The organism is Pedobacter jeongneungensis, from assembly GCF_000633455.1.
Classification (GTDB): domain Bacteria; phylum Bacteroidota; class Bacteroidia; order Sphingobacteriales; family Sphingobacteriaceae; genus Pedobacter; species Pedobacter jeongneungensis_A.
Genome location: NZ_AYMG01000003.1, coordinates 174,633 through 188,985, shown reverse-complemented (window position 1 = coordinate 188,985; position 14,353 = coordinate 174,633). Strand labels below are relative to the sequence as shown.

The 14,353-nt window shown below is 38.0% G+C and carries 12 protein-coding genes; all 12 read left to right on the top strand.

What is annotated here, in order from left to right:
- The first annotated feature begins 394 nt into the window (after nt 1-394).
- The 12 genes from U859_RS0103825 (at nt 395) to dnaG (ending at nt 14,280) form a co-directional block, all read left to right on the top strand.
- Nucleotides 395-646, top strand: coding sequence for a hypothetical protein (locus tag U859_RS0103825; RefSeq protein ID WP_162799848.1), 252 nt, complete (start codon nt 395-397; stop codon nt 644-646).
- Nucleotides 647-786: 140 nt separating this feature from the next.
- Nucleotides 787-4,263 carry a preprotein translocase subunit SecA gene (locus tag U859_RS0103820; RefSeq protein WP_025142107.1) on the top strand — a complete coding sequence of 1,159 codons (3,477 nt, stop codon included), beginning with the start codon at nt 787-789 and terminating at the stop codon, nt 4,261-4,263.
- Nucleotides 4,264-4,543: 280 nt separating this feature from the next.
- Entirely contained in the window at nt 4,544-4,921 is a 378-nt protein-coding gene (locus U859_RS0103815; RefSeq protein WP_025142106.1) for a PEGA domain-containing protein, read from the top strand.
- Nucleotides 4,922-5,148: 227 nt separating this feature from the next.
- On the top strand, nt 5,149-5,361 hold the full coding sequence (locus U859_RS0103810) for a hypothetical protein (protein WP_025142105.1): 213 nt from the start codon (nt 5,149-5,151) through the stop codon (nt 5,359-5,361).
- Entirely contained in the window at nt 5,352-5,744 is a 393-nt protein-coding gene (locus U859_RS0103805; protein WP_025142104.1) for a type II toxin-antitoxin system VapC family toxin, read from the top strand. Before U859_RS0103810 ends, U859_RS0103805 begins: the two co-directional genes overlap by 10 nt.
- A 131-nt stretch (nt 5,745-5,875) precedes the next feature.
- Complete coding sequence (locus U859_RS0103800) at nt 5,876-6,319, top strand: SPOR domain-containing protein (protein WP_025142103.1); 444 nt, start codon at nt 5,876-5,878, stop codon at nt 6,317-6,319.
- Nucleotides 6,306-7,490, top strand: coding sequence for a M20 family metallopeptidase (locus tag U859_RS0103795; protein WP_025142102.1), 1,185 nt, complete (start codon nt 6,306-6,308; stop codon nt 7,488-7,490). Before U859_RS0103800 ends, U859_RS0103795 begins: the two co-directional genes overlap by 14 nt.
- Nucleotides 7,491-7,593: 103 nt before the next feature.
- Nucleotides 7,594-8,535, top strand: a complete 942-nt coding sequence (locus U859_RS0103790; protein ID WP_025142101.1) for a hypothetical protein — start codon at nt 7,594-7,596, stop codon at nt 8,533-8,535.
- A 59-nt stretch (nt 8,536-8,594) separates the two neighbouring features.
- The gene (locus U859_RS0103785) at nt 8,595-10,163 is read left to right on the top strand and encodes a serine hydrolase (RefSeq protein ID WP_025142100.1); all 1,569 of its coding nucleotides are present in this window, start codon (nt 8,595-8,597) and stop codon (nt 10,161-10,163) included.
- 17 nt (nt 10,164-10,180) lie between these two features.
- Complete coding sequence (locus U859_RS0103780; RefSeq protein ID WP_025142099.1) at nt 10,181-10,840, top strand: SGNH/GDSL hydrolase family protein; 660 nt, start codon at nt 10,181-10,183, stop codon at nt 10,838-10,840.
- Between the two features lie 512 nt (nt 10,841-11,352).
- A complete protein-coding gene (locus U859_RS0103770) occupies nt 11,353-11,652 on the top strand; it encodes a GIY-YIG nuclease family protein (protein ID WP_025142098.1) in 300 nt (99 codons plus the stop codon).
- 645 nt (nt 11,653-12,297) lie between these two features.
- Nucleotides 12,298-14,280: a DNA primase gene (dnaG, locus tag U859_RS0103765; RefSeq protein WP_025142097.1), complete on the top strand. Its 1,983-nt coding sequence runs from the start codon at nt 12,298-12,300 to the stop codon at nt 14,278-14,280.
- Nucleotides 14,281-14,353: the final 73 nt, after the last annotated feature.

Genomic DNA, 14,353 nt, shown 5'->3' with positions numbered 1-14,353 from the left:
TAATTGTAACAAATGTATCGACAAACGTGTAGTTTGAAACGTTAAAGGTTTCGAAAAATCGTCATTTCTACCATAGTGAAGAAATCTGTTAAGCAGAATGCATATTGCGGATGCAATAATATAAAATACGAATGCGATAACATAAAAAGCATATGCAATAAAATAAAAAGCACATGCGCTAATATAGAATGAACAAGCGATAATATAAAATGCAGGTGCAACATTATAAAACACGATGGCAATAATATATTTTAGAATGAATAAGTGGCTGAAAAAATTGAGGTATGCTTTTTGCTAAGCTGTAATTTCTTTTTATAAAAGATTAAAACTAGCTTTGCCGCTATTAATGAAACACCTGGTTACCATATCGCTTGTATTTTTTAGCTTAACACACTTGGCAAAAGCCGAACGTGTTGAAGGGCTAAGGATATTAAATGAATATTGTAATGAGCACAATATCAGCGTTAATGCCGCTGGTAAAGCCTCGGTCCAACTTAATGAAGACCGAAATCCTTATCTGTTATCATACACCAGGCTGGCTTTAATTGGAACTCAATCCCAATTAAAAGTTGCAAAATATGTAAGTATCAATCAAGTAATTTCTGATTTAACAATCAGGAAAAAACCTAAGAACAACAGTCCTTAATTCTCTTTTCTTAAAAAACCTTTTATAAGGTTTTGTGCCCCATTTATACCAGCAACTGCCAAACTGACTTAATAAAGACAATGGCTTAGTTGTTGTAATACTCCATTTTTTTAATAATAAATACGATTTAAAATATTATAATGTTAGGATTTTTAGCGAAGGTTTTCGGAAGTAAATCAGAAAGAGATATAAAGGCTATTCAGCCATTGGTTGTTAAAATTAACGAACACTACAGTAAGCTGTCTGCGTTAAGCAATGATGAGTTACGTGGTAAAACTATAGAATTTAAGGAGAAGATTTCTGCTTTCTTAACTGAGATTGATGGAAAAATTGCAGCTTTAAAAGCTGACGCGGAAAGTGAAAGTTTAGATCTTCACGAAAAAACAGCCATTTACGATCAGGTTGATGCCTTAGGTAAAGACCGTGATGCAGAATTAGAAAAAGTACTTTTGGAAATCCTTCCGGAGGCATTTGCTGTAATTAAAGAAACTTCACGCCGTTTAAGCGAAAACGATTATTTAGAGGTTACTGCAACCCAGTTTGATAGAGATTACGCAGCGCGCAGAAATAACGTAAAAATTATTGGTGATAAAGCACAGTGGGCCAATAAATGGGATGCTGCCGGAACGGAAGTTGCCTGGAACATGGTACATTATGATGTACAGTTAATTGGTGGTATTGTATTACACAGCGGTAAAATTGCTGAGATGGCTACTGGTGAGGGTAAAACGCTGGTGAGTACCTTACCGGCTTATTTAAATGCATTGGCCGGACAAGGTGTGCACATTGTAACGGTGAATGATTACCTGGCCCGTCGTGATAGTGAGTGGAATGGTCCTTTATTCGAGTTCCACGGCTTAAGTGTTGATTGTATTGATAAACATGAGCCAAACTCTGAAGAAAGAAGAAAAGCTTATGCCGCAGATATTACTTACGGAACCAATAACGAGTTTGGTTTTGATTACCTGCGTGACAATATGTCGCAAACGCCAGACCAACTGGTACAGCGCAAGCTGCACTTTGCGATGGTGGATGAGGTCGATTCAGTTTTGATTGATGATGCCCGTACCCCTTTAATTATTTCTGGTCCGATTCCACGCGGCGATGAGCATGAGTTTTATGAATTAAAACCACGTATTGAGCGTTTGGTTAATGCACAAAAAGCTTATGTAACCCAGGCATTAAACGAGGCTAAAAAATTAATCAATGCTGGTAATAGCGGAACTGAAGAAGGCGAAGGTGGTTTAGCACTATTACGTGCTTACCGTGGTTTGCCAAAAAATAAAGCTTTAATTAAATTTTTAAGTGAAAGTGGCGTTCGTGGTTTGTTATTAAAAACCGAAAACCACTATATGGCAGATCAATCTAAGAATATGCCAAAGGTAGATTCTGAATTGTATTTCTATATCGATGAGAAAAACAACCAGGTTGAGTTAACCGAAAAAGGTATCGAACTGATTACCCAATCGGGCGAAGATCCACATTTCTTTGTATTGCCTGATGTAGGTACTGAAGTTGCCGAATTAGAAAAATCTGACCTGCCTTTAGAAGAAAAAGTTGTTCAGAAAGACGCTTTAATGCGCGATTATTCTGTTAAGGCAGAACGTATCCACTCGGTAAACCAATTGTTAAAAGCTTATACCTTATTCGAAATTGATGTAGAGTACATCATCGACGAGGGAAAAATCAAAATTGTTGATGAGCAAACCGGTCGTATTATGGATGGCCGCCGTTACTCTGATGGTTTACACCAGGCAATTGAAGCAAAAGAAAATGTAAAGGTTGAGGATGCTACGCAGACTTATGCAACAGTAACCCTGCAAAATTACTTCCGTATGTACCACAAGCTTTGTGGTATGACGGGTACTGCAACAACAGAAGCCGGCGAGTTTTGGTCGATCTATAAATTAGATGTGGTAGAAATTCCAACCAACAGAAATATCTCCAGAAATGATGAGCAGGATTACGTTTACCGTACCGTTCGTGAGAAATATAATGCTGTTGCTTCAGAAATACAATTTCTTGTTTTCCCATATTCTCATTACGAAACAGAATATGAATTGGATAAAGAAGGAAAGGTTAAGCAAAAAGATGGTAAGCCGGTTGTTAAATACGATCAAATTGGCAGGGCCGTACCTAAATTAGATGCTAAAGGTGCTTTAATCCCTGCGGTTAACCCTCAAACAGGACAATTGGAGCCAAAAGCTGGTCGTCCGGTATTGGTGGGTACCACCTCTGTAGAGATTTCGGAATTATTAAGCCGTATGCTTAAACTCCGTGGTATCAAACACAACGTATTGAACGCTAAAATGCACCAGAAAGAGGCCGATATCGTTGCCGAAGCTGGTCAGGCCGGAACCGTAACCATTGCAACCAACATGGCTGGTCGTGGTACCGATATTAAATTGGGTGCAGGTGTTAAAGAAGCTGGTGGTTTAGCCATTGTAGGTACCGAGCGTCACGAGTCCCGTCGTGTTGACAGGCAGTTACGTGGTCGTGCAGGTCGTCAGGGCGATCCGGGTTCGTCTCAGTTCTTCGTTTCATTAGAAGATAACTTAATGCGTTTATTTGGTTCAGAGCGTATCTCTGGTATCATGGTACGTATGGGAATCGAAGATGGTGAAGTGATTCAACACTCTATGATTACCAAATCAATCGAGCGTGCACAGAAAAAAGTAGAAGAAAACAACTTTGGTATCCGTAAACGTTTATTGGAGTATGATGATGTGATGAACTCACAACGTACGGTAATTTACGCTAAACGTAAAAACGCTTTATTTGGAGAACGTTTAGATGTGGATATGAACAATATGGTTTTCGATGTTGCCGAAGATATTGTAAGCGAATATAAACAAGAAGGAAATTTCGATGGCTTTAAACTAGAGGTGATCAAAAACTTCTCTTTAGATACGGCCATTACCGAAAAAGAATTCACCTCAACCAGCATCCCTCAGTTAACCGAAAGGTTGTTTGAAGAGGCTGAAGCATTTTACGCACGTAAATCAGAAGCTATTATTCAGCAATCATTACCTGTTTTAACCCAGGTTTACGAGGAGCGCGGAGAGCATATTGAGCAGATTGTAGTGCCTTTTACCGATGGTATCCGTGGTATCCAGGTAGCCGTTGATTTAAAGAAAGCAATTGATAATAAAGGAAAAGAAGTGGTTCGTTCATTCGAAAAAACCATTGTTTTAGCTTTGATCGATGATAGCTGGAAAGAGCATTTACGCGAAATGGACGATTTGAAGCAATCGGTACAAAATGCAGTTTATGAGCAGAAAGATCCATTGGTAATTTATAAAATGGAGGCCTTTAACTTATTTAAAAACATGCTTAATGCGGTAAATAAAGAAGTAGTAAGTTTCTTATATAAAGGTGGTATCCCGGTGCAGCAAGAACCAGATCAGGTGAGGGAAGCACCAGCTCCGGTAAAACAGCCGAAGTTGCAAACTACTAAACAGGAGTTTGGCAGAGAAGAACCAGGCATTGAGTTTGGTGATACCCGTGAAGCCGTTCCACAACAGCCGATCCGTAAAGAAGCAACAGTTGGCAGAAACGAACCTTGCCCATGTGGTAGCGGTAAAAAATACAAAAACTGCCACGGTGCTAATTTATAATTAGAAAATATATTGCATACCAGGCCCCGACAAAAAAATGTCGGGGCTTTTTTATAACTAAATTTTTAATTTTCAAATTAACTCCTATATTTATTGACTTAGATTTTACAATCTCAATAGTGCCGGCAGTATATACTGTTTAATATCCAACTAGATCAATTCGAAACTGGTAGGCAGTTTCTTGATGATCAATAAAAATGAAAAATGGAGTCCAGAAACCATAAAAAACGGGGCGTAACCGAAAAGCCATAAGAGTAAGAACACACACAAACACACACAAATGAAAAGAATTTTTAACATTGCCGCTGTTTCAGCGACATTGCTGCTCTCGAGCTGCGCCACCATTTTTACGGGTACAAAACAAACCGTTCAAATCAATTCCAATCCTCCAGCCGCTGCTATCGAAGTAGATGGTGTTAAAGCCGGTGTAACACCTATGGCTGTTCCCTTAAAAAAAGGATTTACCGGACAAACGATCACATTAAAACTTGATGGTTACGAAACCAAAACATTCCAGCCTCAAACTACCTTTAATGCTGTATCTGTGGTAAATCTATTATTCATTCCTGGTTTTATTGTTGATATTGCAACAGGTGCAATGATGAAATACGACCCAAAAGTTTACGAGTTTACCTTAGAGCAAAAGAAAGCGAATTAATTTAATTCTCTTAATGGAAATAATTCAAAAAGCCAGGTTTCGAAAGTAATCTGGCTTTTTAGATTTCCTTAATTAATAATATTTGATAGAAAAGTCGTCATTTCGACCGTAGTGGAGAAATCTATAAATTAATTTACCTAATCAATTTTATGAGTTGACAGAAATGGGAGGTAAAGGATTACAGCGTTCATTTATTGATATCATTTATATTTTTAGTATTTTTGAGTATGAGAACTGTAACAGTAGATATTTTAAATGATAGAGCATTAGATCTTTTAAAAGATTTAGAATTGCTTAAAGTTATTCGCTTGAGAAGAGATTCTAACACTCAGGATATCTATGGTAACGATCTGATCTCAAAATATAAGGGCTCGATGCAAAAACAGTCGATTTCGGAAGTTGATGAACAATTAAATAATATACGAAACGAGTGGGAATAAATTATCTTTGGGATACCAACACTGTAATCTATTTCCTTCAAAGGCAATTTACACCAACAGCTGAAAAGTTTATTGACAATATTATATCAACTAACCAGCCTGCAATTTCTGCGATCACGGAAATTGAACTCCTTTGCTGGAAAACTGCTACTGAAAACGATTTACTCATATTAAGAGACTTTATTAAAGATTCTTATGTGTATGAACTAAGCCAGGAAATTAAGAATCAAACTGTAGAGGTACGCAAATATTATAACCTAAAATTACCGGATGCAATAATTGCTGCAACAGCTATCGTGAATGAACTTACACTCATCACAAGAAATGCTAAAGACTTTGAAAAGATACCGCAACTAAAGGCTTCTAATCCCTATACCCTTTAAAATTTTCTCCCAAATAATAACGATTTGCTTAACCCATAAAGAATGCCGATTTTTGCAACGATTTCGGCATTCTTGTTGTTAAGAAGAAGTGAGCAGGTAGGTCTGCTAGCCAAATGCCAATTATTTTGCTCATGAAAACTACAATAACTTTTATATTTTGCTTATTTCTTACCATAACTGCTTTTGCGCAAAAAGGAGAAGTAACGGTTATAAAAGATCCCTTAATCGATAGTTTAATTGCCAAGCGGCTCGAAGTTTATAAAACTTCTGGCGAGGTTAAGCCTGGCAAACCAATAGTTTCTGCCTATGGTTACCGCGTGCAGATTTTTTATGGATCAGACCGGCGGGAAGTTTTTAATGAGCAGGCCCGTTTTAAAGGACTTTATCCTCAATTAAACACATACCTCACTTATAAAGAACCTAATTATTATGTTCGGGTAGGCGATTTTAGGAGCCGCTTAGAGGCACAACGCCTCATTAACGAACTCAGATCATCTTTCCCTACACTGTTTATTTTTAGGGAAAAAATAAATGCACCAACTTTAGATACCACAACAACCAATGATCAAAAATAAAGTACAGGAACTGGCCGCTCACATTTTTAACGATGTAGTAGGCTATCGTCAACATATCCATGCCAATCCCGAATTATCTTTCAAAGAATTCGAAACCTCATTGTTCATCAAGGATAAATTAAAAAAATGGGGAATCGAATATACCGATTGTGCCAATACAGGCGTAGTGGGGTTGATTAAGGGAAACCTGCCTTCTGATAAAGTTATTGCCTTACGTGCCGATATGGATGCTTTACCTATTCATGAAGCAAATGATAAACCTTACCGTTCTAAAAATCATGGAGTAATGCATGCCTGCGGACATGATGTGCACACTTCTTCACTTTTGGGGACAGCTTATATCCTAAATCAAATGAAAGATGATTTCGGAGGAACCATTAAATTGATTTTTCAGCCTGCTGAAGAACTTTTACCAGGTGGAGCAAGCATCATGATTAAAGAAGGTGTACTCGAAAATCCAAAACCACATCATATTGTTGGTCAGCATGTAATGCCATTAATTGATGCCGGTAAAGTGGGTTTCCGTTCAGGGATTTACATGGCTTCGACTGACGAACTTTATGTTACTGTAACCGGAAAAGGCGGTCATGGTGCACAACCACACCAAAACATCGATCCGGTTGTAATCGCTTCACATATCATTATAGCTTTGCAACAGGTAGTGAGCCGCAATGCCGATCCACGTATTCCATCAGTATTGTCTTTTGGTAAAGTAATTGCCAACGGTGCAACCAACATTATTCCGAATGAAGTAAAAATTGAAGGTACTTTCAGAACTCTGGATGAAGAATGGAGAGATGAAGCACACAAACGCATGAAAAAAATGGCTGAAGGTATTGCTGAAAGCATGGGTGGAAGCTGCGATTTCGATATTCACAGGGGATATCCATTTTTGATCAATGAAGAAAAATTAACTGCAAATGCAAGGGCTTTTGCTGAAGATTTTTTAGGTAAAGAAAATGTACTCGATTTGGATATCTGGATGGCAGCTGAAGATTTTTCTTTCTACTCGCAAATAACAGATGCATGTTTTTATCGTTTAGGTACTGGAAATGCAGCTAAAGACACACAATATTCCGTACATACCCCACGATTTGATGTTGATGAAGATGCCTTGAAAATTTCAACAGGATTGATGGCTTACATCGCTTTAAAACAACTAGGGAACTAGAGAGGTAAAATGTAAATATGTAAGGTGGATGATGGGTTAAGTTTTCTCCACATGTATCTTACATTATTCATTTTCCATCTTACACTTTACTTATCTATCTTCCATGAAAAAAATATTTCTGTTTTTACTATTAATCCCGCTCTTTTATAAAGGTTTTGCCCAGGAAATCAAACGTTTCAATCCTGATACAATTAAAACCATCACACTCGATTCTACAGTAAATATCAAAGCTGAAAAGTTGAATGTAGAAACCTTTATCAGAAAGGTAATGTACGATACTTCTTTTTATCAGTCGTTCAGGGATATGAAACGTTATACTTTCATTGCCGAAAACAGGATTTACAGTTACGATAAAAAGAATAAAGTTGATGGGAAAATATACCGTAAAATCCGTCACAACAATAACGGGCCTTATAAAATGGAATACCTGGTAAAACAGGATACCGGTAAAATTTATAAAAAGAACGGCAAATATCAGTTGTACACTGTAGAAATGTTCGATTACATTTTTATGAATGCCTATAGTACCGATTTTGTGCCCAATGCACCTAAAGCTGATGGAAAAGGCGGAACAAACGAGAGTTATAAAGACAAGTTAAAAACATTAATATTCAATCCTGGCCGACCTGTAAAAGTTCCATTTATTGGCAGTAAAACCGAAATATTTTCGGCCAATATGCGCCAGTATTACGATTATGGATTTACCAGCGGTACTTACTTGGATTCCATTCCCGTATATCGTTTCAAGGTTTCAGTTAAGCCCGATTTAAGCAGCTGGACCAAAGATGGCATCATGATTAAAGAATTGGTGACCATTTTTGATAAACGTAATTTTAATATTCTCGGTCGATATGTAGATATGAAATACAGCAATATGCTTTTCGATTTTGATGTACAGATGAATATCGAAATGGGCTATTTTGGCGAAGATAAATTACCAACTAAAATTACCTACCAGGGCAACTGGGATTATCCTTTCAAAAAAGAAGAACGTGCAAGTTTTTTAATTGTACATAAAGATTACAAACTCGAAAAGAGCAAATAAGGATTCGGTTATCGCCTAAAAGATTTATTATCTTTAAACGATTATTTAAACCCATAAATATGCAACTCTTTTCTTCTTTAAAATTCAAAATATCCACCGCTTTATTGCTGTTTTTGGGTATCCATGTGCATGCACAGGTACTTTCTTCAAAACAGATCGATAGCGTGGTGGAAAAAACATTAAGCACCTTCAATGTTCCTGGTATTGCCGTTTCTGTAATCAAAGATGGTAAGGTTATTCATTTAAAAGGTTACGGCGTAAGTTCCATCAAAACCAATAAAAAGGTTGATGAAAATACCCTTTTTGGTGTGGCTTCAAATACAAAGGCTTTCACGGCAGCATCATTAGGTATACTGGTTGATGAAAAGAAAATTACCTGGGATACCAAAGTAACCGATGTAATCCCCGAGTTTAAAATGTACGATGCCTATGTAACCAGCGAGTTTACCATCCGCGATCTGCTCACTCACCGCAGTGGTTTAGGCTTGGGCGCAGGCGATTTAATGATCTGGCCCGATTCGTCAACAGTAGATAAAAAACAGCTGATCCATAACCTCCGCTTTTTAAAACCGGTTTCCTCTTTCCGTACCAAATATGATTATGATAACCTGATGTACATTGTTGCCGGAGAAGTGGTGGCAAGAGTTTCAGGAACTACTTATGAAGATTTTATTGAGAGCAGGATTATTAAACCATTGGGGATGACAAAAACGGCTGCTTCATGGTACCGTTTAAAAGATAAATCGAATGTAATTGATGGGCACGCACCTTACGAAGGTAAACTGCTTCCTGTAGGCTTAAGCTTTGGCGAAATCGCCAATGCAGCAGGAGGGATTTACTCTAACGTTACCGATATGAGCAAATGGGTAATGGCCATGATCAATGGCGGTAAATATGGAGAAGCCCTTGATAAAAAGTTATTCAGCCCTGCAGTGACAAGAGAACTCTGGACCCCGCAAACCATTATTGCAGGCGGTAATCCCGCGGCTTTTAGCAGTTATGGTTTAGGCTGGTTTTTGAGTAATGTTAATGGTAATTTCCAGGCGACACACACCGGTGGTTTATCAGGTATTGTAACGCAGGTAACCATTCTTCCTGAACTGAAACTCGGTATCATTGTGTTAACCAATCAGCAATCGGGTGCAGCATTTAATGCCATTACCAATTCGATCAAAGATGGTTATTTAGGAATCAAAGGTCAGGATAGGATTAAAACCTACAACGATAACAGGTTAAGAAATGAAAAACAGGCTGATGAGATGGTCGCCAAAGTTTGGAGCGATATTGCTGCTCAACAAAAATTATCGACTTCGAAACCTGATGCTAAAAATTACTATGGTACTTTCCGCGATTCGTGGTTTGGCGAAGTAACCATTAGTGAAGTAAACGGTAAAATGCATTTTCAAGCCAAAAATGCACCAAAACTGAGAGGCGATATGACTTATTATAAAGGAAATACCTTTATTGTAAAATGGTACGACAGAAGTTTGGATGCTGATGCCTATGTTAATTTCAGTTTAGATAACAATGCCCTGGCCGATGGTTTTAAAATAGAAGCCATTTCTCCATTAACCGATTTCAGTTTCGATTTTCAGGACCTGGATTTTAAAAAGACTGACAAAAAATAACCTAACCATTATAAGCGATGAAAACCCTATTAAAAACAAGTATTTTACTAAGCTTTTGCTTAATTGCATTAACATCAATGACATTTAAACCAAAACGGATTATCTTTTTCGGCGATTCGATTACCCAGCAGGGTGTTTCTAAAAACGGCTACGTAACCCTGATCAAAAAATCACTCGATTCTACCAAATACGATGTAATCGGTGCTGGTATTGGCGGTAACAAGGTTTACGATCTATACCTGCGTTTAGAGGATGATGTTTTGAACAAAAAACCCGATTTGGTGGTAATTTATGTAGGCATTAACGATGTTTGGCATAAACAATCTTCTCATACCGGAACAGATTACGATAAATATTTAAAGTTTTATCAGGCTTTGATCAATAAAATTCAAGGTGTTGGCAGCAAAGTGGTATTGGTTACGCCGTCGGTTGTTGGTGAGAAAAAAGATGGTACTAATGAGCTGGATGCCGATCTGAATAAATATGCAGAAGGTATCAGAACATTGGCTGCAAAAAATAACCTTCCCGTATGCGATTTAAGAAAGATTTTTGCTGAATATGAGGCGAAAAATAATCCGGAAGACAAAGAAAAAGGCATTTTAACCGTTGATAGGGTACACCTGAACGAAACCGGTAATAAATTGGTGGCCGATCAGTTATTGCCTTTGGTCAAATAGATTATATTCGTCATTGCGAACTGAAGAAGGGGATTGCGTGATGGAGTGAAGCAATTTTTCCTGCAGGTAACAACAGATTAAAATAAAATAGCAAAAAAGATTGCTTCGTCGGCTGAAAAAGCCTTCTCGCAATGACGATCTTTGCGACGTCATTGCGAACTGAAGAAGGGGAATGTGCGATGGAGTAAAGCAATCTTTCCTGAAAGGAGATAGCTGATTGAAAAGTATATAATAGCAAAAAAGATTGCTTCGTCAGCTGAAAAAGCCTCCTCGCAATGACGATCTTTGCGACGTCATTGCGAACTGAAGAAAAGGAATGTGCGATGGAGTGAAGCAATCTTTCCTGCTCGACATTAACAGTTTAAAAATAAAAATAACAAAAAAGATTGCTTCGTCGGCTGAAAAAGCCTTCTCGCAATGACGATTTTGCAGCGTCATTGCGAACTGAAGAAAGGGAATGTGCGATGGAGTGAAGCAATCTTTCCTGTTTAGCGGTAAATTTAAATACAATAATGGAACGCGGCGGAACAGTTTACATCATTACTAATTTTACCCACACCACTTTGTATACTGGAGTTACTTCGGATATCATGTTTAGGGTAAAAGAACATAAAGACAAAGAATATTCCAAATCTTTTTCGGCTAAATATAATACAGATAAACTTGTTTATTTTTGTTCTTATGATTCAATTGAGGAAGCAATTGTAGAAGAAAAGAGAATTAAAGGCGGAAGCCGGAAAAAAAAGATAAAATTGATACAATCCATGAATCCTGAATGGAAGGATTTATGGGAGATAGTGAAAGATTTGTAAATATCAGGTACGTCAATTTAATATCTCGTCATTGCGATTAAAAATATCGTCATTGCGAACTGAAGCAAGGGATTGCGCGATGGAGTGAAGCAATTTTTCCTGCAGGTAACAACAGATTAAAATAAAATAGCAAAAAAGATTGCTTCGTCGGCTAAAAAAGCCTCCTCGCAATGACGATTTTGCAGCGTCATTGCGAACTGAAGCAAGGGATTGCGCGATGGAGTGAAGCAATCTTTCTTACAGGTAACAATAGTTAAAAGATAAATTAATAACAAAAAAGATTGCTTCGTCGTTCCTTCTCGCAATGACGACTCTTAGAAGTCGAGACAAAGGAAGGAAGTGTAGAAATCTTTGCTTAAAAGTGATTTGTTTGATTACAATTACAAATCATTATTGCGAACTGAAGCAATCTTTCCTACAGGTAGCAACAAATTAAAATAAAATAGCAAAAAGATTGCTTCGTCGGCTGAAAAAGCCTTCTCGCAATGACGATCTTTGCGACGTCATTGCGAACTGAAGCCAGGCATTGCGTGATGGAGTGAAGCAATCTTTCCTGCTCGACATTAACAGTTAAAAATAAAAATAACAAAAAAGATTGCTTCGTCGGCTGAAAAGCCTTTCTCGCAATGACGGACAATAATAAGTATGATAAACCGCGAAACAATAGATAAGATAATGGATACCGCCCGTATTGAGGAGGTAGTTGGAGATTTTGTGCACTTAAAAAAACGTGGAACCAGTTTAATTGGTAATTGCCCTTTCCACGGCGAAAAAACACCATCCTTCCATGTATCCGTAACAAAAGGTATTTACAAATGCTTTGGTTGTGGCAAAGGGGGCGATTCGGTACGCTTTATTATGGATCATGAAAAATATTCATATCCGGAAGCGCTTAAGTTTTTAGCCAATAAATACAATATAGAGGTTGAAGAAACCGAACTCAGTCCGCAGGATGCCGAAGCACAAAGCGCCAAAGAAAGCCTTTATGTGGTTTCGCAATACGCATCCGCATTTTTTGTAAAACAGCTTTGGAATACCGACGAGGGCAGGGGCATTGGCCTAAGTTATTTTAAAGAACGTGGCTTTAGGGAAGATATCCTGAAAAAGTTTGAGGTAGGTTATTCACCTGATGTTTGGGACGCCCTGACTCAAAGTGCTACCAACGGAGGTCATAAATTAGAGTTTTTAGAAGCTACCGGCTTATCCATCAAAAATGATAACGGCAAAATTTACGACCGTTTCCGTGGCCGTGTAATGTTTCCGATCCATAACTTTACAGGCAGGATTATCGGTTTTGGTGGCAGAACGCTAAAAACCGATAAAAATGTTCCTAAATACGTAAACTCGCCGGAAAGTGAAATTTATCATAAATCGAACGTGCTTTATGGTTTATTTCATGCCAAAAAGGCCATACGTGATTTAGATAACTGTTATTTAGCCGAAGGTTATGCCGATGTACTTTCGGTGCACCAGGCTGGCATAGAAAACGTAGTTGCCTCTTCAGGAACTTCATTAACCGTAGAGCAGATTAAACTAATTGGACGTTTTACCCAGAACATTACCATTTTATTTGATGGTGATGCTGCCGGTATCAAAGCTTCGCTCCGTGGTTTGGATATGATTCTGGAAGAAGGTTTGAACGTAAAAATTGTTTCCTTTCCAGATGGTCACGATCCTGATTCGTATATGCACCACGTTGGTGCCGGTGCCTTTAAAACTTACCTCGAGCAGAACAGGAAAGATTTTATCTTATACAAAGCCAATGTACTGCTTAAAGATGCTGGCAACGATCCCATCAAACGAGCAGGCATTATCCGCGATATTGTAGAAAGTATTGCTAAAATTCCCGATCAGATTAAAGCTTCTGTTTTTATCCGGGAATGTAGCAGTTTGCTCGAAATTGATGAGCATATTTTATTGGGTGAGCTGAATAAAATGCGTTCGGCAAAGGTTAAGAAAAACTTTGATAACCACCAACGTACAAATCCATCATCAAGTCCTAAACCTTATTCTTCCGGCGCGCCAGAGCCATTGGGACCGCCCGATGATTTGTGGGATGATAACGCTGGTCCTGGGGGTTACGAACCCGAACCGGTAGAAGAAGAAGAGTTTCAGGAGAAGGAGATCATTCGTTTATTATTGGCTTACGGACATGAATTTGTAAACTGGGACAAGATTGATGATATGTACATTGGTCCCTTTATTATGCAAAACCTTGCCGATGTAGAATTTGATGATCCGTTATGTAAACGGATTATCGATTATTATAAATCGGAAATCGATAACGGTCGTTTACCAACGTCGAACCATTTTGTTAAACACGAGGATAGAGTAATTGCTGATCTGGCCATTACGCTTTCCACCTCAGAGTATGCTTTAAGTGAAAATTGGCTAAACAAACACTTGATTTACGTTAAAGATGAATCGATGAATTTAAAAGCCACAATTTTAGGCGGCATTTTTCACCTGAAGAAACGTAAAGTCGAAAAAATATTGCTGAACTTGTTAAAAGAGATTAAAGAAGAAAAGAACGAGGATAACCAGATGATTTTAATGCAGCGTTACGGTGTAATTAAAGGGGTAGAAAGAGAGATTTCGAAGTTCCTGGGTTCTGTTATCGTTAAATAATAATTGAATGAGGAGGATGGAATGATTAACCGAATATAATATATTTGAATACCCGTTCACTCATTCAAAACTC

Bases quoted from the DNA above. Each gene is read 5' to 3' on its own strand.
- U859_RS0103795 (WP_025142102.1), top strand. From the start codon at position 6,306: ATGATCAAAAATAAAGTACAGGAACTGGCCGCTCACATTTTTAACGAT.
- U859_RS0103780 (WP_025142099.1), top strand. From the start codon at position 10,181: ATGAAAACCCTATTAAAAACAAGTATTTTACTAAGCTTTTGCTTAATT.
- U859_RS0103820 (WP_025142107.1), top strand. From the start codon at position 787: ATGTTAGGATTTTTAGCGAAGGTTTTCGGAAGTAAATCAGAAAGAGAT.
- U859_RS0103810 (WP_025142105.1), top strand. From the start codon at position 5,149: ATGAGAACTGTAACAGTAGATATTTTAAATGATAGAGCATTAGATCTT.
- U859_RS0103815 (WP_025142106.1), top strand. From the start codon at position 4,544: ATGAAAAGAATTTTTAACATTGCCGCTGTTTCAGCGACATTGCTGCTC.
- U859_RS0103800 (WP_025142103.1), top strand. From the start codon at position 5,876: ATGAAAACTACAATAACTTTTATATTTTGCTTATTTCTTACCATAACT.
- U859_RS0103785 (WP_025142100.1), top strand. From the start codon at position 8,595: ATGCAACTCTTTTCTTCTTTAAAATTCAAAATATCCACCGCTTTATTG.
- U859_RS0103770 (WP_025142098.1), top strand. From the start codon at position 11,353: ATGGAACGCGGCGGAACAGTTTACATCATTACTAATTTTACCCACACC.
- dnaG (WP_025142097.1), top strand. From the start codon at position 12,298: ATGATAAACCGCGAAACAATAGATAAGATAATGGATACCGCCCGTATT.
- U859_RS0103790 (WP_025142101.1), top strand. From the start codon at position 7,594: ATGAAAAAAATATTTCTGTTTTTACTATTAATCCCGCTCTTTTATAAA.